This window comes from Marinomonas vaga (assembly GCF_055388305.1).
This window is the reverse complement of record NZ_AP043903.1, coordinates 1,450,570-1,473,071: the sequence shown is the minus strand read 5'-3', so window position 1 is coordinate 1,473,071 and position 22,502 is coordinate 1,450,570. Positions and strand designations below refer to the sequence as shown.

Genomic DNA, 22,502 nt, shown 5'->3' with positions numbered 1-22,502 from the left:
CGTGATAGGGTGTAAACCCCAACTAGTCCCTTGAATAAACCCTACTTAAAAGCCATTGTTAATTCACGCAGCGATCATTCATTGCTTAAGAGGATAAACGATATGGATTTAATTCGGATTTTATTTTCCGTTCTGTTACCGCCACTTGGAGTCTTTTTACAAGTCGGTATTGGTGGTGCATTTTGGTTAAACATCTTGCTTACCATCCTAGGTTACATCCCAGGCATTATCCACGCGGTTTGGGTGATCGCCCGCCGTTAGAGAGTCCGTACTCCTTTGTGACATTGCTTTATAGACGTTACAACGCACTGTAAAGCATCACACAACAGAAGCTACGCTTTCATGATTTGAGTTCCTTAGTTATTCAGCCTAGCCCAATGCTAGGCTTTTTTTTGCCTCAAAAAAATTTGTGAATAACCACAAGGTTTATCAACAACTTAAAACAAAATGAGACGTCACTGGGATAGAACTAAAACTGTGGATAATCACAGAGCTAAGAGCCTTTGTACCCTTCTGATTAAGAATCTGACCTCTTTTGCTATAGAAGTAGATTCACACGCTGAGCCCCTTTTAAAGGGGAAGGCTAGGATGGGGTTCGGATTCGTAGGGGTCAAATCCCTATACTATTGGGGATTACCTGAAACTGATCTACGTAAAGGGATCTGACCCCTTTATAGAAGCGTACTCACGCACTGAGGTCTCATGTCCCTTCTCCATTTTAACGGGAAGGCTAGGATGGGGTTAATCTGCCTCGTCATTAATGTAAACGACCTACAATGATCTGACGCTGCGCGTCATCCCCTGCGGGCATCCTTCGGATGTCTGCCACTGGCTCCTTCGGAGCATGGTGTCATCACATGGATCCATTGTAGTGGACAGACAGGTGACGTGATTCAAAACGAAAAAACCCCGCCCTGCTTCGCAGGACGGGGTTCTTTTCATTTGAAGCTTGACGACGACCTACTCTCACATGGGATCTCCCACACTACCATCGGCGATGGCGCTTTTCACTTCTGAGTTCGGGATGGGATCAGGTGGTTCAACGCCTCTATGATCGTCAAGCAAACTGGTATGCGTTTACCGCAAATTCGTTAACTTGAGTCTTCAACAATTAGACTTTTTTGAAACAGTCGATAACCAAGCATTCAAACCGGCTTATCGTAAATTCTTTGTAGTTCACTCTGTTTTCTTCAGAGCTTAGCAAAACCACTTTGGTGTTATATGGTCAAGCCTCACGAGCAATTAGTATTGGTTAGCTCAACGCCTCACAACGCTTACACACCCAACCTATCAACGTCCTAGTCTCGAACGGCTCTTTAGGGTACTTAAAGTACCAGTGAGATCTTATCTTGAGGGAGGCTTCCCGCTTAGATGCTTTCAGCGGTTATCCCGTCCGAACGTAGCTACCCGGCAATGCCACTGGCGTGACAACCGGAACACCAGAGGTTCGTCCACTCCGGTCCTCTCGTACTAGGAGCAGCTCCTCTCAAATCTCAAACGTCCACGGCAGATAGGGACCGAACTGTCTCACGACGTTCTAAACCCAGCTCGCGTACCACTTTAAATGGCGAACAGCCATACCCTTGGGACCGGCTTCAGCCCCAGGATGTGATGAGCCGACATCGAGGTGCCAAACACCGCCGTCGATGTGAACTCTTGGGCGGTATCAGCCTGTTATCCCCGGAGTACCTTTTATCCGTTGAGCGATGGCCCTTCCATACAGAACCACCGGATCACTAAGACCTACTTTCGTACCTGCTCGACGTGTCTGTCTCGCAGTTAAGCGCGCTTTTGCCTTTACACTCTATGCATGATTTCCGACCATGCTGAGCGCACCTTCGTGCTCCTCCGTTACTCTTTGGGAGGAGACCGCCCCAGTCAAACTACCCACCACACAGTGTCCTCGATCCGGATAACGGATCTGAGTTAGAACCTCAAACATACCAGGGTGGTATTTCAAGATTGGCTCCATGCAAACTGGCGTCTGCACTTCAAAGCCTCCCACCTATCCTACACAAGTAGGTTCAAAGTTCACTGTGAAGCTATAGTAAAGGTTCACGGGGTCTTTCCGTCTAGCCGCGGATACACAGCATCTTCACTGCGATTTCAATTTCACTGAGTCTCGGGTGGAGACAGTGTGGCCATCGTTACGCCATTCGTGCAGGTCGGAACTTACCCGACAAGGAATTTCGCTACCTTAGGACCGTTATAGTTACGGCCGCCGTTTACTTGGGCTTCGATCAAGAGCTTCGCTTACGCTAACCCCATCAATTAACCTTCAAGCACCGGGCAGGCGTCACACCCTATACGTCCACTTTCGTGTTTGCAGAGTGCTGTGTTTTTAATAAACAGTCGCAGCCACCTGGTATCTTCGACCGATCAGAGCTTACGGAGTAAATCCTTCACCCTAACCGGCGCACCTTCTCCCGAAGTTACGGTGCCATTTTGCCTAGTTCCTTCACCCGAGTTCTCTCAAGCGCCTTGGTATTCTCTACCTGACCACCTGTGTCGGTTTGGGGTACGGTCAATGTATATCTGAAGCTTAGAAGTTTTTCCTGGAAGCATGGCATCAACCACTTCACCCAAAAGAGGGCTCGTCATCAACTCTCGGCCTTAAGTACCCGGATTTGCCTAAGTACTCAGCCTACCATCTTAAACACGGACAACCATCGCCGTGCTGGCCTAGCCTTCTCCGTCTCTCCATCGCAATATACATCGGTACGGGAATATTAACCCGTTTCCCATCGACTACGCTTTTCAGCCTCGCCTTAGGGGCCGACTCACCCTGCCCTGATTAGCATGGGACAGGAACCCTTGGTCTTCCGGCGAGGGAGGTTTTCACTCCCTTTATCGTTACTCATGTCAACATTCGCACTTCTGATACCTCCAGCCTGCTTTACAGCTTGACCTTCAACGGCTTACAGAACGCTCCTCTACCGCTTACACTAAAGTGTAAACCCGTAGCTTCGGTGTACAGTTTGAGCCCCGTTATATCTTCCGCGCAGGCCGACTCGACTAGTGAGCTATTACGCTTTCTTTAAAGGATGGCTGCTTCTAAGCCAACCTCCTAGCTGTCTAAGCCTTCCCACATCGTTTCCCACTTAACTGTAACTTTGGGACCTTAGCTGACGGTCTGGGTTGTTTCCCTTTTCACGACGGACGTTAGCACCCGCCGTGTGTCTCCCGCGCTCATACTCATTGGTATTCGGAGTTTGCATGGGGTTGGTAAGTCGGGATGACCCCCTAGCCCAAACAGTGCTCTACCCCCAATGGCAATACGCGAGGCGCTACCTAAATAGCTTTCGAGGAGAACCAGCTATCTCCGAGCTTGATTAGCCTTTCACTCCAATCCACAAGTCATCCCCGGACTTTTCAACGTACGTGGGTTCGGTCCTCCAGTTAGTGTTACCCAACCTTCAACCTGCTCATGGATAGATCGCCCGGTTTCGGGTCTAATGCTAGAAACTGAACGCCCTATTAAGACTCGGTTTCCCTACGCCTCCCCTAAACGGTTAAGCTTGCTACTAACATTAAGTCGTTGACCCATTATACAAAAGGTACGCAGTCACCGAACTAAGTCGGCTCCCACTGCTTGTACGTACACGGTTTCAGGTTCTATTTCACTCCCCTCACTGGGGTTCTTTTCGCCTTTCCCTCACGGTACTGGTTCACTATCGGTCAGTCAGGAGTATTTAGCCTTGGAGGATGGTCCCCCCATATTCAAACAGGATAACACGTGTCCCGTCTTACTCGATTTCATTGATAAGGCGTTTTCGTATACGGGGCTATCACCCACTATGGCGGCACTTTCCAGAGCCTTCTACTAACACCAAATCAACTTAAGGGCTAATCCCCGTTCGCTCGCCGCTACTAAGGGAATCTCGGTTGATTTCTTTTCCTCCGGGTACTTAGATGTTTCAGTTCCCCGGGTTCGCCTCGTTAAGCTATGTATTCACTTAACGATACCCGCAAGCGGGTGGGTTTCCCCATTCGGACATGTTCGGATCAAAGCTTGTTTATCAACTCCCCGAACCTTTTCGCAGATTACCACGTCCTTCATCGCCTCTGACTGCCAAGGCATCCACCGTGCACGCTTGGTCACTTGACCATATAACCCAAAATAGTTTTTTATCTAACCTAAGTTAGTCGCTATTTTGAACTACATACCAACGCCGCTTTTGTTCGGCACTGGATTTACGATCATAGAATCTCACATGGGTTAGATGTGGATTCCACCGGTTTGACGCTTGATTATCGTCTATTTCAAAAAGTCTAAATTGTTAAAGAGCAAGTTTAGTGCAAAGCACTAAGTCAGATGCTTGGATGATTGAATCATTCAAACCTCTTGCTTAGGACTCTGTCCAAACTCTAAAAGATAGATACTTACTATGAAGAACTCATAGTCATCAGATAATTTGTGTGAACGCTCACCAGAGCTTCATATCGTTTAAGGAGGTGATCCAGCCCCAGGTTCCCCTAGGGCTACCTTGTTACGACTTCACCCCAGTCATTGACCACTCCGTGGTAACCGCCATCCCGAAGGTTAAGCTAGCTACTTCTGGAGCAATCAACTCCCATGGTGTGACGGGCGGTGTGTACAAGGCCCGGGAACGTATTCACCGTGACATTCTGATTCACGATTACTAGCGATTCCGACTTCATGGAGTCGAGTTGCAGACTCCAATCCGGACTACGACGTACTTTTTGGGATTCGCTTACTCTCGCAAGTTCGCTGCCCTCTGTATACGCCATTGTAGCACGTGTGTAGCCCTACTCGTAAGGGCCATGATGACTTGACGTCGTCCCCACCTTCCTCCGGTTTGTCACCGGCAGTCTCCTTAGAGTTCCCACCCGAAGTGCTGGCAAATAAGGATAAGGGTTGCGCTCGTTACGGGACTTAACCCAACATTTCACAACACGAGCTGACGACAGCCATGCAGCACCTGTCTCAGTGTTCCCGAAGGCACCAATCCATCTCTGGAAAGTTCACTGGATGTCAAGAGTAGGTAAGGTTCTTCGCGTTGCTTCGAATTAAACCACATGCTCCACCGCTTGTGCGGGCCCCCGTCAATTCATTTGAGTTTTAACCTTGCGGCCGTACTCCCCAGGCGGTCTACTTATCGCGTTAGCTGCGCCACTAAAGAAATAAATCCCCAACGGCTAGTAGACATCGTTTACGGCGTGGACTACCAGGGTATCTAATCCTGTTTGCTCCCCACGCTTTCGCACCTCAGTGTCAGTATCGGTCCAGGGTGTCGCCTTCGCCACTGATGTTCCTTCCTATATCTACGCATTTCACCGCTACACAGGAAATTCCACACCCCTCTACCGTACTCTAGCCTGCCAGTATCGGGTGCAATTCCAAGGTTGAGCCCTGGGATTTCACATCCGACTTAACAAACCACCTACGCGCGCTTTACGCCCAGTAATTCCGATTAACGCTTGCACCCTCTGTATTACCGCGGCTGCTGGCACAGAGTTAGCCGGTGCTTCTTCTGGAGTTAACGTCAAAATATACCGGTATTAACGGCACACCCTTCCTCACTCCTGAAAGTGCTTTACAACCCTAAGGCCTTCTTCACACACGCGGCATGGCTGGATCAGGGTTCCCCCCATTGTCCAATATTCCCCACTGCTGCCTCCCGTAGGAGTCTGGGCCGTGTCTCAGTCCCAGTGTGGCTGATCATCCTCTCAGACCAGCTAGAGATCGTCGCCTTGGTGAGCCTTTACCCCACCAACTAGCTAATCTCACGCAGGCTCATCTAATAGCGAAAGGTCCGAAGATCCCCTCCTTTCCCCCGTAGGGCGTATGCGGTATTAGCATGCGTTTCCACATGTTGTCCCCCACTACTAGGCAGATTCCTACGCGTTACTCACCCGTCCGCCGCTCGACGCCTGATAGCAAGCTATCATCGTTTCCGCTCGACTTGCATGTGTTAAGCCTGCCGCCAGCGTTCAATCTGAGCCATGATCAAACTCTTCAGTTTAAAAGTTTGCTCAAACTCACAAATCACATCTGACTTTAACTATATTCTTCAACCCTAAGATTAAAGAACGTAAAGCGAATTGACGTGTTCACTCGTTTAAGACTTCAAATCTTTTGACCTTAAAAAGGTCTGCTGAAGTCTCCAGCGAGCGCCCACACAAATTATCTGATTATCTATTTTAAAGAGCGATGACACTTTAGCGTTTCGTTTGATTCGCTTTGCAGTCCGTGGTGGCCTGCCGTGTCAGTGGGTGCGTATAATACGCATCAGAATTTTGAGCGCAAGGACTTTTTTAAAATAACGTAAAATAATTTTGAAACAGCAAAACATTGCTCAAAGTTTCACCAAAATCAGTTGTTTTAGGCTGTTTTTGGTGAATTATTAGGCGATAACAACTAGCGCACAGGTATTGGAGTGGTGACTTCCATAGTCTCTTTGGTAATGGCCACCTGATAAGCGATTACCTCAACGCCTTTTTCTAACACTTCATAGAAGGCGTCGGTATATTTAGGGTCGATATGACGTGCGGGGGAGACAGTTTGAATACCCGTATGACTTACACAAAAGAACAATACCGCCCGATGCCCTTCCTCTACCATTTTGGCTAACTCGTAAAGATGCTTTCTGCCACGGTCTGTGACTGCATCTGGAAAGTAGCCCAACCCATCTTCTTCTAATAAGGTGACGTTTTTCACTTCTACATAGCACTTGGTGCCATCACTTTTTGTCAGCAGCCAATCAATTCGGCTTTTCTCACCATATTTTACTTCCGCTTTTTGCTCGATATAGCCTGTTAATTCAGCAACTATACCGTTCGCAATAGCCTCTCCTACCAACTTGTTTGGGTAACCCGTATTGATACACGCTAAATATTCTTGATCAACTTCAACCAACTCCCATGTGTACGCTAATTTTCGCTTGGGGTTATCACTTTTAGACAACCACACTCGTGCATTATCTTGTTGGCAACGCTTCATGGATCCGGTATTCGGACAATGGGCAGTGACGACTTCTCCGTCCGACAATTGGACATCCGCCAAAAAGCGCTTGTAACGCTTAATCAAGCGCCCTTCAATTAGATTTTGTATGTGCATGCACCCTCATCAATATATAAGCGCCAAAAAGCTAAGCTCCTGGCGCTTTGTAATTCGATTAACAACTTTTTCGCTCTTGGTGATTACGGTAAGCCGCTCGAATAAGTACAAAGAAAATACCTATCATCCCACCAAACACCAATGACACTATGAGTACTAATAATGCTTTCTTCGAACTAGCAACATCTAATAAGTACAGTCGGTAGTTCACCCATTGCGACGCATCATCAGTAGATACTGACTCTAACGCTCGAGCAATCTGCTCGGTCGTCATGTCTGACTGCAATTCGAAAACGCGTCTCTTAGTCTTGATATATTCATCACTTTGGGAATAGCGGTCTTCACTGCTACGAGCCTTGAGTAACTCAATTTCCTTCTCTATGGCAGCATATCCACGTAAATAAAGCGGTGTTTCCGTTGCCTGTACACTCACCTCTACTCCTGAATTTGAGGAGGCATTATTTGAATGACTCAAACGACTGGTTTCATAGCCTAATTCCCGAGCAATGGCAGCTTGCTCACGTAGATACACCAAGCGCCTTTCCAGTTCCAAGTCGATTTGATTTTCGACCGAGGCTAATTTCTGCTTTTCATTTTCTAGCTGCCGTTCGATACGAGCATCCACAGCCCCAGCAAAACGCTCCACTTGCGAAAATGAAGAGGCTCGAACATTCGCAAGTACTTGGCTCAAAACCTCCTCTAATATGACCCTAGCTTCATGTTCGTCACTCCACTCAAACTGTATACCCCAGGTTGCCTCATTGTCGGCAGGAGCAACAATTTGAAATTGTTTCGCCAACTTGATGGCCAGCTCCTCTTGCTCTTCGGGTGTACCTTTGAATGCTTTATATTCAGCACTATGTTGGATTACCGTTTGAATAAGCTCTTCATAATCCCGAAATTCTGTCACAAACTCATCAAATACATTGTCGGGGGTAAACACCAAGCTGGCACCATTAACTTTCATTTGCTCGTTGATAGGGATGTATTGATAGAAGACTTCAGTTCGCCCTTTATCTATTGATAGGGATCCCGATATTTGGGTTGGTGCAAACAGCACGTACATAACACCAAAAAGTCCACTAATGATGGTAACTAGAAGCACCATCCATTTACCTGACCAAATAGACTCTACAAGATCGAACAAATCGATCTCATCATCTTGGGGTTTTACATTTTCCATTTTCTATCCTTATAACCAGCCAACACTGTTTTAACGTCACTGTTCAACATCCTATTGAAAAACCAAACATAAAACCAATCAGCTCAATAACTTAACGAAGACCCTATAGCAACAGGCTCATATTTGAGCACCACACTAAGTACCGAGCGCGACTTTACCATGGTTAAAATACTCTATTTTGCCCCCCTTTTATATTTTACTGTTCTTGACCCTCTAATAACCTTTTAAGCCGCTTTGTTTACCCTGTGCTGAAGTAACTGATGCAAAGCATCTAGGCTCATCTTGGCAGAGGAGCTAGATTGCACCAGAAAACCCATAGGATACGATGGCTACGCCATCCCAACTGAGTAAGCAGATCAGACTTAATAAAAACAAAAAAGCCCGCTAGATAGCGGGCTTTAGAGTGTTTATTGCTGTTCAGTGCAAGGTGTTACCTAACGCTGAATTATTCCCACTCAATAGTAGCAGGTGGCTTAGACGACACGTCGTAAGTCACGCGAGAGATGTGCTCGATTTCGTTGATGATACGACCAGACACTTTCTCTAGTAGATCGTATGGAAGGTGAGCCCAACGAGCCGTCATGAAGTCGATGGTTTCTACTGCACGCAGTGCAACCACGTATTCGTAACGTCGGCCATCGCCTACAACACCTACTGATTTAACCGGTAGGAATACCGCGAAGGCTTGGCTTGTTTTTTCGTACCAGCCTGCATTGCGTAGCTCTTCGATGAAGATGGCATCGGCACGACGTAGGATGTCTGCGTAGTCTTTCTTCACTTCGCCGAGGATACGTACACCTAAGCCTGGTCCTGGGAATGGGTGACGGTAGACCATGTCGTATGGAAGACCTAGCTCCAAACCAAGCTTACGTACTTCGTCTTTAAACAGTTCACGCAATGGTTCAACCAGTTGCATCTTCATGTCTTCTGGCAAGCCACCCACGTTGTGGTGAGACTTAATCACATGCGCACCACCAGTTTTAGACGCAGCGGACTCAATCACGTCTGGGTAGATAGTACCTTGTGCTAGGAACTCTACTTCCGTCAGTTTTGCTGCTTCTTCGTCGAATACTTCGATGAAGGTGTTACCAATGATCTTACGTTTCTTCTCTGGATCCGCTTCGCCACCTAGCTTGCCAAGGAACAGGTCTTCAGCGTCTACACGGATCACGTTAACGCCCATGTTCTCTTTGAACATAGCCATCACTTGATCACCTTCGTTTAGACGAAGCAAGCCATTATCAACGAATACACAGGTCAGCTGAGTGCCAATCGCTTTGTGAAGCAAAGCTGCTACAACAGAAGAATCCACACCACCAGACAAGGCAAGTAGCACTTTTTTGTCGCCCACTTGCTCTTTCATGCGGTCGATCGCATCTTGTGCAATGTTTGCAGGCGTCCACAAGGTCTCACAACCACAGATGTCTACGATGAAACGAGACAAGATGCGGCCACCTTGTTTTGTGTGCGTTACTTCTGGGTGGAATTGAACACCGTAGAATTTTTTCGCTTCGTTTGCCATTGCTGCGATTGGACAGCTGTCGGTAGAAGCCATCAAGGCAAAGCCTTCAGGCATCTCAACTACTTTGTCGCCGTGGCTCATCCACACATCAAGTAACGTTACACCGTTGTTTGCTACGTGATCTTCGATGCCGTCTAGCAAAGAGTAGTTACCTAGGTTGCGAATTTGTGCATAGCCAAACTCACGCAATTCAGATCCTTGAACTTTACCGCCCATTTGCTCGGCCATGGTTTGCATGCCGTAGCAAATACCCAATACAGGCACACCAAGCGTGAATACGATTTCTGGTGCACGAGGTGAACCTTCTTCAGTAACAGACTCAGGTCCGCCCGCAAGGATGATACCTTTCGGGGCAAAATCTAGGATTTCCTGCTCTTCCATGTCGAATGCACGGATTTCACAGAAAACACCGATTTCACGAACACGACGAGCAATTAGCTGTGTGTACTGTGAACCAAAATCAAGAATAAGAATTTTATGAGCGTGGATATCTTGCGACATTTTTAGCTAGTCCTTCGCTCCCAACTTTTAGGAGCTATTCAAAAAAAAAAGAAGATGGGGCGCAATACGCCCCATCTTGGTTTTTATCCTATCAACGCTTAACCAACGTGATAGTTTGGCGCCTCTTTCGTAATCGTTACGTCATGGACGTGACTTTCACGCATACCAGCACCGGTAATTTGAGAGAATTGCGTTTTAGTACGCATCGTCTCGATATCAGCAGAGCCAGTATAACCCATTGAAGAGCGAACACCGCCCATTAATTGGTGAACAACGGCTGCCATTGGCCCTTTAGAAGGAACACGACCTTCAATACCTTCTGGAACAAGCTTCTCAACACTGCTGGAGTCTTGGAAGTAGCGATCAGATGAACCTTGGGATTGAGACATAGCACCCAAAGAACCCATACCGCGGTACGCTTTGAATGAACGACCTTGGAACAAGACTACTTCACCAGGTGCTTCATCCGTACCGGCCAATAGACCGCCAACCATGATCACACTGGCACCTGCTGCAATGGCTTTTGCAATGTCACCAGAGAAGCGAATACCGCCGTCTGCGATCACAGGAATGTTACGTTCATTCATCACTGCAGCAACGTTTGCAACAGCACTGATTTGTGGCACACCCACACCCGCAATAATACGAGTGGTACAGATAGAGCCTGGGCCGATACCAACTTTAACGCCGTCAGCGCCCGCATCCGCTAGGGCAATCGCTGCTTCCGCTGTCGCAATGTTGCCACCGATAACTTGTACTTGTGGGAAGTTTTCTTTCACCCAACGTACACGATCAATCACGCCTTTTGAATGACCGTGAGCTGTATCTACAACGATCACGTCCACACCTGCATCAGCCAATGCTTTTACGCGATCTGGTGTGTCAGCGCCCGTACCAACAGCTGCACCTACACGTAGGCTACCGTTTTCGTCTTTACAGGCGTGTGGGAAAGTTTGTGCTTTATTGATGTCAGTTACTGTCACCATGCCGCGTAATTCAAACTGCTCGTTCACAACCAGCACTTTCTCAATGCGGTGTTCGTGCAGTAGCTTACGGATAGAGCCGCTAGAAGCGCCCTCTAGGACAGTTACCAAACGCTCTTTTGGCGTCATGATGTCAGCAACCGTTTTATCGAAGTCTTTGATAAAACGAACGTCACGGCTGGTCACGATACCAACTAGGTCTTTACCTTCAACAACAGGTACGCCTGAAATGTTGTGAGCCGCTGTCAAATCCATTAATTCGCGAACAGTCGCAGAAGGATGGATCGTAACAGGGTCTTTAACGATACCACTTTCGAACTTTTTCACACGGCGTACTTCTGCAGCCTGTTGTTCGATCGTTAGGTTTTTGTGGATAATACCAATGCCGCCTTCCTGAGCAAGAGCAATCGCCATACGATGCTCTGTCACCGTATCCATGGCAGAAGAAACAAGTGGTAGATTTAGTTCAATGTCTTTAGTGATGCGAGTTTTAAGGCTAACATCCTTAGGTAGAACTTCAGAATAGCCGGGGATAAGCAATACGTCGTCAAACGTTAAAGCTTGTTGCGCAATTCGTAACATAATAGGGAATTTCCAATGCCAACTGGGTTTCAAGATGGCAAGTAATTCTACTCCAACATTATGAATCGGTAAATCAAAACCACGAGACATTGATGAAAAAATTTACAACTTTGCACAGTTCAGAACCTACTTTTAGTGTCTCAGAATTAAACCGACAAATTCAGCAGTTACTCGAAGCCAGTTTACCTTGGATTATGGTGGAGGGAGAGATCTCAAATTTAGCCAAACCTGGCTCAGGTCATTGGTATTTTTCCCTCAAAGACGATCGTGCGCAAATCCGTTGCGCCATGTTCAAAGGCAAAAATGTAGCCGTTAAGTTTAAGCCAAAAGACGGCGACCTTGTTCGCCTACGTGCACGGGTCACGTTTTACGGCGCGCGGGGGGACTGCCAGCTGGTCGTAGAAGGCATGGAAGCGGCAGGTGAAGGCGCACTGCAAGCGGCATTTGAGCGTCTTAAATTGCAAATGCAGGCAGAAGGGCTGTTTGATCCGGCCCATAAAAAGCCACTTCCCCCTCGGCCTGAGCGCGTTGCCATTGTGACTTCGGCAAAAGGTGCTGCCGTGCGAGATATGGTCATTGCGTTTAAACGTCGCTTCCCCTTAACCGAGCTCACCATTCTGCCGACCCTAGTACAGGGGGAAGGTGCGGCCGCCAATATTCGCAGACAGCTGGAACGAGCCGATGTAAGTGGCCATTTTGACGCCATCATCGTAGGGCGTGGTGGCGGCTCACTAGAGGACCTTTGGAGTTTTAACGATGAAGCCTTAGCTAGGTCTATTTTCAACGCCAAGACCCCCATCGTTTCTGCGGTCGGTCATGAAGTGGATTTTACTATTGCGGATTTCGTGGCAGACGTGCGAGCAGCCACGCCCACCGCGGCGGCTGAATTATTAAGCCCAGATGTAAAAAATCTTACCCAGCAGATTACACATTTTGAGCACCTCTTTACGCGCCGCTTTGAACAAACCCTGCAACAGAATCAACAACGTTTAGACTTTTTGGTGCGACGTATTCGCCATCCGAAAGAGCGGATCGAACAACAACAGAACCGTCTTAACCAAACGAAAGACGGCTTAGCCAAAGCCATTCAGCAACAACTGGCCCAGGGAAGCATTCGCTCAGAACACCTTTCTCAGAGACTAACCAGCGCCTCCCCAGCCAAACACATTGTCACCAAACAAGAGCGTATCCAAGCGCTCGAATCACGCCTTAAACAGGCACTAAGTTATGGCGTGTCACGTAAGCAAGATCGTTTTGCCAGCCTGGTGGAAAAACTCAACTTAGTCAGTCCATTAAATACCCTGTCACGGGGGTATGCCATCGCCAGCCACGGCAAGACGGTGATCCGCTCAACCCAAGATGTCAGCAAAAATGATCAGATCCAAGTGCGTGTGCAAGATGGCATCTTAGAGTGTGAGGTGACTGACACCAAATCCTTATCATAGGGGCTCGAGTATTCCTTGCTTTTTACTGAAGCAAGGCGTTACATAACCTACCCCGCTCGACATTTGAAAAGGATCTTCCCGTGACACCGAAAGACTTAGCCCTTGGACTCGCCATCATCTTTGCATGGGGGTTTAACTTCGTCGTTATTCGCTGGGGGCTCGATGATATGAGCCCAATGATGTTGGGGGGTGCGCGGTTTTTAATCTTAGCGCTTGTAGGTTCCTTCTTTTTCAAACGCCCGAACACACCACTAAAATGGTGTATCTTATATGCACTCTCCCTCAACTTCGGACAATTTGCCCTATTGTTCAGCGCCATGACGTTTGGCATGCCTGCGGGATTGGCCTCATTGGTGCTGCAATCCCAAGCGATTTTCACCCTAATCTTTTCCGTTATGCTGCTTAAAGAATACGTACGCCCATACCAGATACTCGCTATCGGCGTTGCATCTGCTGGGTTGGGGGTTATCGGCGCAGCAGGTGAAGACACTACCATGACAGTACTTGGCTTTGCCTTGACGCTTGCGGCTGCATCGAGCTGGGCCCTAGGAAACATCACCACTAAAGCCATCATTCAAAAGGGCTACGACGCTAACTTGAGCTTAATTGTTTGGAGTTGTTGGATCGCGCCCATTCCGTTTTTCATCTGTGCTTACTTTGTTGATGGCCCCGCCAGCATGTGGTCGGACATCGTCCATATGAACCTGAAAACATTGGCCACATTAGCCTACTTATCCGTCTTTGCCACCTTGGCTGGGTACGGTTTATGGAGTTACTTAATGTCTCGCTACTCAGCAGGAACCGTTGCTCCTTTGTCATTAGGAGTTCCCGTGGTGGGACTGACCTCTTCAGCCATTGTGCTGGGGGAGCAAATCACCTATCAGCAGTGGGTGGGCATCGCCATCGTCTTGCTTGGCTTAATGATGAATACTTTTGGCGGACGCCTTCTGCGTCAAAGTCGCGCTTAATTCGTAGCTGGCCCATTCGCCTAGGTTTATGTGAGCGAGTGGGCGGCCCCTTCCTTAGTTTGAAGATCAGAGAAAGGTGGCCGTTGATTGAGCCTTTCCGTTGCCCAGAACAAAACCAATGCAAACGCCAGCAGAATATAAGGCAGAGCAGCAAAGGAGACATGTTTGAGAGCCAAGCCCATGGCTGGTGGCACTAAGGTGTTTCCCACATACGCCGTGGCCATAGACAAGCCTATAATCGCCTGAGAGGCTCCTTTTCCGAAACGGACAGGGGTCAAATGAAGGGTATTCGGAAACACTGGGGCACAGCCAAAGCCAATAAACAACAACCCCATATTGGCCACCCAACTTTGCACCGGCAGAGCCAACAAGACTGCGCCGGAGACCATCAAGATCGCACCGATGCGAATCATGATGACTTCTGAGAAACGTTGCGCCACAGCGCCACAGACAAATCGTCCCGCCGTAATGCCACCATAATAGATCGCCACCCAAAGAGCCGCTTGGGAAGCAAGTGTGCCCCGTTCTTGAATCAGAAAGCTGGCAGACCAAAGCCCGGCGCCCAGCTCCACAGAGCAATAGCAAAAAAACACCAACAGCTGTAAGGAAACCCCTTGCATGGCTAATGCTTGGCGATTAGACACCACAGGGGTCACATGACTGCCGGAGTCTTCTAGTGAGCGCCCAGCTACCTTCCAGAGAGGCAACGCGCACAATAAGACAACCACTAATACCCATTGTACGCTAGCGATCACCCAGTACCCCTGACGCCAGCCGCCTTCTAAGGCAATATAATTGGCCATAATTAACGGGCCAGCGGTCGCGCCAACACCCCAAAAGGAATGCAAATAGTTCATGTGTTTAGCGCGATAGTGAAGCGCCACAAAGTTATTCAACGCCGAATCTACTGACCCTGCCCCTAGCCCCAAAGGTACGGCCAAGCACAGTAACGCCCAAGCTAACTGACTGGTCGCAAATCCAACTAATGCTAACGCTGTCAACGATACGCTGACCGCCACAATAGGCCCAATACCAAACCGGCGAATAAGGCTCACCGTCATCAAACTGGAGACAACCGTGCCTAAGCTAACCACCAAAGCAATGAGGCCCGCATACTCCACTGACGCCTGCACGTCTTGGCGCATCACGGGCCAAGCGGACCCAAGCACAGCATCAGGCAAACCTAGACTGATAAAGGCCAAATAGATAATGACGAGCAACAGCAACATATCCCTACCTCTGTTTAATCGAGCGCCTTATTAAACGACGTCTTATTTGCGATCCAACTTATCACTCAAGGCTTGCACCTGCTCTTGTAACTGGGCAATTTGATTCACCAAAGCCTCATGATGGTCTTCTTGACTTTGCTGTTCTTCGATCATGGTTTCGCGGCTCATAACCTCAAGCACGACACCCACCATCATGTTTAGGAAAATAAACGCGGTCAGAAAGATGAAAATGACGTAGTAAACCCAGCTCAGAGGATACACTTCCATGGTCTCATACATGACATCTGTCCAATCCTCAAAGGTCGCAATTCGGAACAAGGTCAACATTGAAATAGCGATATCGCCCCATAAGTCATTGTTTACATGACCAAAGAAGATAGACCCTGCGGCACCGAAAATATAGAACAGGATAAACATCAAAAGAGCGATGTACCCCATCTTTGGGATGGCCTTCATCAGAGCCGTAATCAGCATTCGCAAGTCTGGAATAATGGACACCAAACGTAATACTCTTAACACGCGTAATAAGCGCGCCACCAGCACCATATCGGTATTAGAAATTGGCACCAAGCTGCCGATGACAATCACGGTATCGAAGATATTCCAGGGGTCTTTAAAGAAGCGTGCTTTATTTTCATGGGTAATAAAGCGCAAGCTAATTTCTAATAAAAAGAAGACCGTTATAAAGCTGTCTAAATAATTGATCACAAGCTCTGCGGAGTAAGGCAAAGGATAGGTTTTTGCCCCAACTGTTAATGCCGCAATGATGATGATACTGATGATAAAACTTTGGAACCAAACACTGCGTTCAACGCGCTTAATATGGTCGAACCAAGTTTGTGATCGTGCTGTTGTCATTACCGTTTGTCTCTCTAAAAAGCTCTAAAATAGAGCGAAGTGTAGAGTGAGACACCGAGGAAGAAAAGACATTCCCAATAAACGCCGGGCTAAGTGTGCCGGCAGCGTCATAAGAGAGACGTAAATACAAAGAAAACAAACAAAAGCTCAGCTTAGCTGCGCTTTACACGAACCACCTTCATCACTTCGACGGAGATGCCCGCCACTTGCTCTTCACCTGGGTAATAGGTGAGATTAACACGAGCGCCACGTAAAGAACGGTACTTGCCTTGGCGTTTAAATCGAAACGGCACATCATAGCCTTCGATCATTAGGGTGTGTAATACCCAGTCTTCTTGGGGACGCTGGACATGGGATTTCACTTTGAGGGCATCGCTGTGCACTAAGCCTGCGTGCTTAGCGATGAGAGCATCGGGATTGGATTTCATCACTCTCTCCTGTTGGGCTTTAAGAATGCTTTTTTCAAAAGCGGGATCTTCTATTATGCCACAAGCCCAACCGGTTGAGTAAATTTTGATCAATTTTTACTTGTTTCGCCTTCCGGCTCCGCTTTTTCAACCAAGTTTGAATGGCGTTCTGCTTCGCTTTTATCGTGGTAGCAAATCACCGCTTTTTGCAGGATGAGACTATTTGGGTAGGTCACCGTATCACCACTTAAACGAGTAATAATCACATGGAATGTCGAGATCTCATGGATTTGGCCAAGCACTTCTTCGTCCTTATCCACCACCTTGATCCAATCCCCCACCCGGTACGGGAAGCTGAAAAAGATAATCAAGCTAGCAGTAATGTTGCTCAAAATAGACCACTGGGCAAACAAGGCTACACCCACCACCGCAAACACTGACGAAAAGAATACCGCCAGCTGACCGTAGCCCACCCCTAACACCACACAAAGCAATAGGATAAAGACCGCGGTCAGGCCAAGATTGAGCATCTTGGTGACAACGCTGACCCGCAATTCATTCGCCGAGCGGCGTACACCAATCGCTTGAATGGTAGAGGACACAATGCGCGTGACAATGATGTACCCAAGGATTAAGAGCAATACCAAGCCAAACTGAACGAGCATTTTTAACGCCCCTTAAAAGAGATCTGTTGATTAAATTTTACAGAACAAAATATAGAGCAAGTGGGATACAAAGTAACGACATCAAATTCCCTAGTAACACCATTGCGGCCACTTTTTGCGGCTCTTGTTGAAACACTTCCGCCAACATGTAATTCAAGATAGCAGGTGGCAAACACGCAAAGATGATCAAATAGCCAAACCAGTCTTCCCGAATACCAACCGTCCAGTAATACACATAAGCAGCGATTACGCCACTTAACGGGCTCACAAGGCCACTAATCACCCCCATGCGCCATTGGCCAAAATCCACATCCGTCATGCGAACCCCTAATGCAAACAACATCAAGGGAATGGATATCTGCCCTAACATATCCACGCTGGTGCCAATGGCTTGAGGCATGTGCCAACCTTGCCAACTCCAAAGCACACCGAACGCCGTGGACAAGATAATCGGCATTTTCAGCAAACTCATGAGGCGAGTCTTAGGGTTCAGCATGTAAGTCCCTAAGGTAAAATGTAGCAAGTTCTCCGTCAGAAACAGCACCACGGCAATCGGCAAGGCAGCCTCACCAAAAGCAAGCACCATCAGCGGGATGCCTAAGTTACCACTGTTATTAAACATCATCGGCGGCACAAAGGTTTTGAACTCATAGCCTAATAGTTTGGCAATGGGCCATGCGATCAAGCCCGAACCCAGCACTACAAACGCTGAAGCCGCCACCAAAGGTAAATAAGCTTGAATCTGAAAATCCTTGGCTGCCATAACCGAAAAAATCAGTGCCGGTATGAAGACACTCATATTAATACGGTTGGCAATGGTCATGTCGGTTGGCCTAACTCGAGCGTAGAAGAAGCCAATTAACACAATGACGAAAAGCGGGAAAACGGTATTGAAAATCTGCTGGAAAAGGTGGGTGGTGTCCATGCTGGTTCCTTAAGAGTAGGCCAATAGATTACCAGCTTTCTCCTAGAGTCCAACGGAATGCGTTATATTTTCAAGGTTGGGAGGATTTGGTGGCCAACTGGGCAGGGATAAGAATAAACCGCTGACGAATTTCCTCACCATTTAGCAAGGCGATGCCCATCTCAACAGCCGTCTCCGCCATCAAACTAGGTCGCTGAACAGCGGTGGCGATCCATACATTAGGTTGTTGAATGGTATCAATGGCGAAGTTTGAACCATCCACAGACGCCAGTAAAAACTCCTCTCGACCAGCCTGCTCTGCAGCCATCAGAGCGCCATAAGCAGTAGGATCATTGATGGCGAACACGGCATCTAGATGGTCATATTCCTCCATCAGGTACACCATAGCTTCCATCCCCCCTTCTTGACTGCCCGTACCGTTAAGACGGTCACTCAGTAGGGTAATATTGGGATAACGATTGATGGCAGATTTGCATCCTGCCACCCGCTCTAATACAGAAGACACTGACACACCATTGATAATGACAAACTGACCTTTGTAGCCGATTTCCTTTGCCAATCGCTCACAAGCCACCACACCCGCTTGTACATTATCCGTGGTAATGGTCGCATCGGCACCCTGGGCGTTCACATCGACAGCAATCACCTTAATGCCTGCCCGCTGAGCCCGCGCCACCACAGGTGCTATTTTATACTCATCGGTGGCCGTCAAGATGATCAGGTCCACCTGACGCTCGATAAACTCGTTTAGTTGACGCATTTGGCGCTTTAAATCATAGGCATCGGAACGCACTACCACTTCGACCGGATGCCCTTGATTCAATTCATTTGCCCGACGGGTGACCGAATCAACCAATTCCACAAAAAAGGGGTTACCCAAGTCCGCCACACTCATCCCAATGGAACGCAGTGGCGGCTCATGAGGTTCATCAGCCCGAGCCGAACTAGACGTGACCAGTACTCCCATAACAACCCAGACCCAAACCCCATGTTGAAGCAGGTTACTCAGGCTTTTCAGCCCTTGCTGTATGGATTGCATTGTCATGGACTTCCCTCGGTTTATTTCTTGCTAGAGGCCAACTTTACGCAGCCTCAGAGTTGCCGTCTACTTCCATGGCTCCCGTCATGATGGCAACCGCCTCAGACATGGTATGGGAGCTTGGGGTGATGGTCGCAGCACACTTCCCTAATCGATGAATGTGAATACGATCCGCCACCTCAAATACATGGGGCATGTTATGACTGATCAAGATGATCGGCAGACCACGGTCACGTACTTCCTTGATCAAGTTTAATACTCGACGAGACTCTTTGACACCCAGAGCAGCAGTCGGTTCGTCCATGATCACAACCTTGCTACCAAACAAGGCTGAGCGTGCCACAGCTACCCCTTGACGCTGACCGCCAGAAAGAGACTCCACCGCCTGAGAGATGTTTTGAATCGTCATCAAACCCAACTCTTTCATCTTGGCTTGAGCCCGTTCTTCCATAGCTTTTTTGTCCAGCATCCGAAAGACAGAGCCCAGAATACCTGGCTTGCGCAATTCACGCCCTAGAAACAAATTGTCCGCAATGTTCAGAGCTGGTGACACCGCTAGGTTCTGATACACGGTTTCAATGCCCTGCTCACGGGCTTCCATAGGTGAATTAAAGTGCACGGGCTTACCGTCTAGCAAGATTTCCCCTTCATCGGGTACTAGGGCTCCTGACAAGGCTTTAATTAACGAAGACTTACCTGCGCCGTTATCCCCAATGACCGCCAAGATTTCGCCTGGGTAAAGGGTCAAATCCGCGTGATCAATGGCCGTCACACTGCCGTAGCGTTTCACCAAATTACGCGCTTGTAGAACTGGTTGTTGATCGTATTGTGCAGTCATTATGCGGTCCCCTTACGAATCCACTGGTCTACGCCAACGGCCACTATGATTAAAATCCCCACGGTGAACTCTTGCCAAAGTACATCAACCCCTGCAAGTGCCAAACCATTCCGGAATACCCCAACGACCAAGGCGCCAATCAAGGTGCCATAAATGGAGCCTCGCCCACCAAATAAACTACAACCTCCGATCACCACAGCCGTGATACTGTCCAAGTTAGTGGTGTAGCCCGCTTGAGGGCTTACAGAACCGATACGGCCGATCAAAACCCAAGCACCTATGGCGCACACAACACCCGCCAAGACATACACAGACAATAGAATACGGTCTGTACGGATACCCGCTAGTTTTGCCGCTGCAGGATCATCCCCCGTGGCGTACACATGCCGCCCCCAAGCCGTCCAGTTCAAGGCATACCAGATGACGAAAAACAGCGCTAACATCAACAGGGAGCCATAGGTCAGCCGCGCGCCAAAAAAGGTGACGGTTTCCCCTAACCACTGCAGCAGAGGTGCATTGTTAGCAATCTCTTGGGAACGAATCGTCTCGCTTTTGGAATACCAAAGGTTTAGAGCGAAAAACACGTTCCAAGACCCTAACGTGGCAATAAAAGGAGGCAATTTAAAGCGTGTAATCAAGGTACCATTGACTAAGCCCGCCAATGCCCCCACACCAATGCCGATCAGCAACGCCAGCCAGGCTTCAAAGCCATGATCAATGGCCATACGTCCCATCACCACAGATGCCAGTACCATGATGGCCCCCACGGACAAGTCGATCCCCGCGGTGAGTATGATCAATGTCTGCGCCACACCAATGACCCCAATGATGGTCACCTGTTGCAGAACCAGAGATAAGTTAAAAGGATGTAAGAAACGGTCTCCAACCAACAGACTAAAGCCAATGATGGCGAAAACCAGCACAATGGTTGGTGCTGCGACCGGGTACTTATGAAGAAATTTCTGAAAACGGGTTAGCAAGCTGTCATGGTTTTCGAAATTCGCTACATAGCTACCACTGCCAGCCTGATCAGCAATTTTATCGTGATCTAATACCGGTGCAGACGGTTTAGGGTTAGCAGAACTCATAAGAAAAACTCCAAGCAGAAAACACACCGCTGGGGATGACCCGCCAGCGGTGTCAGGCAAGTGCGCCTAAAGAGAAGAAACAACCACTAAAGGGTTAGCCCCAACACATAGACAGACCTGTTTTAGAGGTCACGGAATTCACACCGGAAGCCGGCTCATCTGTAATCAACTGCACGCCTGTGTCGTAAAAATCTAGGCCGCTAGATGCACTGGGACGAGTACCAGACTTGGCGAACTCAACAATGGCACTAACGCCTTCAGACGCCATTTTTAGAGGGAACTGCATAGAGGTAGCACCGATCACACCGTCCTGAATGTTACGTACACCCGGACAACCGCCATCCACGGAGACGATCAGCACGTCTTTTTCCATGCCGAAGGATTTCAATGCTTCATACGCGCCAGCCGCCGCAGGCTCATTAATGGTGTAGACCAAGTTCACACCTGGATCTTTTTGTAGGAGGTTTTCCATGGCACGACGACCGCCCTCTTCAGAGCCTTGAGTTACGTCGTTACCAACAATACGAGAATCTGTTTCGTCACCCATTTGATTAGGGTCGTTTAGGTCAATACCGAAGCCTTTCAAGAAACCTTGGTTGCGGGCAACGTCTACCGTAATTTGACTGGTACTTAGATCCAACAAAGCGATTTTTGCATCATCCGCTTTATCACCCATTTTCGCTTTCGCCCACATACCGATCATTTCGCCCGCTTTGAAGTTATCCGTGGCGAAGGTCATGTCAGCAGCACTCGCTGGGGAAAGAGGGGTATCTAGCGCAATCACCAATAGACCTGCTTCACGCGCTTTTTCGATAGTAGGCACTATGCCTGCGGTATCACTTGGGGTAATCAAGATGCCTTTCGCCCCGGATGCGATCAGGTTTTCAATGGCTTGCACTTGGGTTTCGTTGTCACCGTCGTAGCGACCGGCGAAGGTACGCAACTCAACACCCAGCTCAGCCGCCTTTTCTTGGGCGCCTTCTTTCATTTTAACGAAGAAAGGGTTGGTGTTGGTTTTAGTGATTAAACCAATGATAGGGGTTTCTGCCATGGCCGCAGTAGATAAAGCGCCAGCAGCAACAAGACAAGCAAGTTTACGGTAGTTAAATTTCATGAGAACGACTCCAATATTGTTTTTATTCTCGGCTTATGCCGTTGAAACAGTCAGTCACCGCTGTTTCTCATTGG

The 22,502-nt window shown here is 48.3% G+C and carries 16 protein-coding genes and 3 rRNA genes; 3 read left to right on the top strand and 16 right to left on the bottom strand.

Annotation, left to right across the window (positions count from 1 at the left end; all coding sequences use genetic code 11):
• The first annotated feature begins 102 nt into the window (after positions 1-102).
• Positions 103-261, top strand: coding sequence for a YqaE/Pmp3 family membrane protein (locus ACZ5DR_RS06855; RefSeq protein ID WP_115468900.1), 159 nt, complete (start codon positions 103-105; stop codon positions 259-261).
• A 686-nt stretch (positions 262-947) separates the two neighbouring features.
• Here ACZ5DR_RS06855 and rrf read toward each other — a convergent pair.
• The 7 genes from rrf to guaB all read right to left on the bottom strand — a co-directional run bounded on the left by rrf (position 948) and on the right by guaB (position 11,852).
• Positions 948-1,062 (bottom strand): 5S ribosomal RNA (gene rrf / locus ACZ5DR_RS06850).
• 159 nt (positions 1,063-1,221) lie between these two features.
• Positions 1,222-4,108 (bottom strand): 23S ribosomal RNA (locus ACZ5DR_RS06845).
• 340 nt (positions 4,109-4,448) lie between these two features.
• Positions 4,449-5,987 (bottom strand): 16S ribosomal RNA (locus ACZ5DR_RS06840).
• Together the 16S, 23S and 5S rRNA genes form the textbook arrangement of a ribosomal RNA operon.
• Positions 5,988-6,382: 395 nt before the next feature.
• On the bottom strand, positions 6,383-7,081 hold the full coding sequence (gene sfsA, locus ACZ5DR_RS06835) for a DNA/RNA nuclease SfsA (protein WP_377367984.1): 699 nt from the start codon (positions 7,079-7,081) through the stop codon (positions 6,383-6,385).
• A gap of 58 nt (positions 7,082-7,139) precedes the next feature.
• Positions 7,140-8,264 (bottom strand): Wzz/FepE/Etk N-terminal domain-containing protein, encoded by a 1,125-nt coding sequence (locus ACZ5DR_RS06830; protein ID WP_377367986.1) that lies wholly within the window; start codon positions 8,262-8,264, stop codon positions 7,140-7,142.
• A gap of 445 nt (positions 8,265-8,709) precedes the next feature.
• The gene (gene guaA, locus ACZ5DR_RS06825; RefSeq protein WP_377367988.1) at positions 8,710-10,287 is read right to left on the bottom strand and encodes a glutamine-hydrolyzing GMP synthase; all 1,578 of its coding nucleotides are present in this window, start codon (positions 10,285-10,287) and stop codon (positions 8,710-8,712) included.
• Between the two features lie 98 nt (positions 10,288-10,385).
• Positions 10,386-11,852, bottom strand: a complete 1,467-nt coding sequence (gene guaB, locus ACZ5DR_RS06820; protein ID WP_377367990.1) for an IMP dehydrogenase — start codon at positions 11,850-11,852, stop codon at positions 10,386-10,388.
• 92 nt (positions 11,853-11,944) lie between these two features.
• Between guaB and xseA the strand changes: the two genes are divergently transcribed.
• Together xseA and ACZ5DR_RS06810 are read left to right on the top strand one after the other, a co-directional pair.
• The gene (xseA, locus tag ACZ5DR_RS06815) at positions 11,945-13,297 is read left to right on the top strand and encodes an exodeoxyribonuclease VII large subunit (protein WP_377367992.1); all 1,353 of its coding nucleotides are present in this window, start codon (positions 11,945-11,947) and stop codon (positions 13,295-13,297) included.
• An 80-nt stretch (positions 13,298-13,377) separates the two neighbouring features.
• A complete protein-coding gene (locus ACZ5DR_RS06810; protein WP_377367994.1) occupies positions 13,378-14,265 on the top strand; it encodes an EamA family transporter in 888 nt (295 codons plus the stop codon).
• Between the two features lie 26 nt (positions 14,266-14,291).
• On the opposite strand, the gene ACZ5DR_RS06805 is transcribed toward ACZ5DR_RS06810, so the two are convergent.
• The 9 genes from ACZ5DR_RS06805 to ACZ5DR_RS06765 all read right to left on the bottom strand — a co-directional run bounded on the left by ACZ5DR_RS06805 (position 14,292) and on the right by ACZ5DR_RS06765 (position 22,428).
• The gene (locus tag ACZ5DR_RS06805) at positions 14,292-15,494 is read right to left on the bottom strand and encodes an MFS transporter (RefSeq protein ID WP_377367996.1); all 1,203 of its coding nucleotides are present in this window, start codon (positions 15,492-15,494) and stop codon (positions 14,292-14,294) included.
• A 42-nt stretch (positions 15,495-15,536) separates the two neighbouring features.
• The gene (locus ACZ5DR_RS06800; RefSeq protein ID WP_377367998.1) at positions 15,537-16,352 is read right to left on the bottom strand and encodes an ion transporter; all 816 of its coding nucleotides are present in this window, start codon (positions 16,350-16,352) and stop codon (positions 15,537-15,539) included.
• A gap of 152 nt (positions 16,353-16,504) precedes the next feature.
• The gene (locus ACZ5DR_RS06795; RefSeq protein WP_377368000.1) at positions 16,505-16,780 is read right to left on the bottom strand and encodes a hypothetical protein; all 276 of its coding nucleotides are present in this window, start codon (positions 16,778-16,780) and stop codon (positions 16,505-16,507) included.
• Positions 16,781-16,869: 89 nt separating this feature from the next.
• Complete coding sequence (locus ACZ5DR_RS06790; protein WP_377368002.1) at positions 16,870-17,424, bottom strand: mechanosensitive ion channel domain-containing protein; 555 nt, start codon at positions 17,422-17,424, stop codon at positions 16,870-16,872.
• Positions 17,425-17,461: 37 nt separating this feature from the next.
• Positions 17,462-18,349: an AEC family transporter gene (locus ACZ5DR_RS06785; protein WP_377368004.1), complete on the bottom strand. Its 888-nt coding sequence runs from the start codon at positions 18,347-18,349 to the stop codon at positions 17,462-17,464.
• Positions 18,350-18,419: 70 nt separating this feature from the next.
• Positions 18,420-19,394 (bottom strand): substrate-binding domain-containing protein, encoded by a 975-nt coding sequence (locus tag ACZ5DR_RS06780; protein ID WP_377368006.1) that lies wholly within the window; start codon positions 19,392-19,394, stop codon positions 18,420-18,422.
• Between the two features lie 37 nt (positions 19,395-19,431).
• Positions 19,432-20,226 carry an ATP-binding cassette domain-containing protein gene (locus tag ACZ5DR_RS06775; RefSeq protein WP_377368008.1) on the bottom strand — a complete coding sequence of 265 codons (795 nt, stop codon included), beginning with the start codon at positions 20,224-20,226 and terminating at the stop codon, positions 19,432-19,434.
• The gene (locus ACZ5DR_RS06770) at positions 20,226-21,314 is read right to left on the bottom strand and encodes an ABC transporter permease (protein ID WP_377368010.1); all 1,089 of its coding nucleotides are present in this window, start codon (positions 21,312-21,314) and stop codon (positions 20,226-20,228) included. Before ACZ5DR_RS06770 ends, ACZ5DR_RS06775 begins: the two co-directional genes overlap by 1 nt.
• Before the next feature lie 94 nt (positions 21,315-21,408).
• On the bottom strand, positions 21,409-22,428 hold the full coding sequence (locus ACZ5DR_RS06765; RefSeq protein ID WP_377368012.1) for a sugar ABC transporter substrate-binding protein: 1,020 nt from the start codon (positions 22,426-22,428) through the stop codon (positions 21,409-21,411).
• Positions 22,429-22,502: the final 74 nt, after the last annotated feature.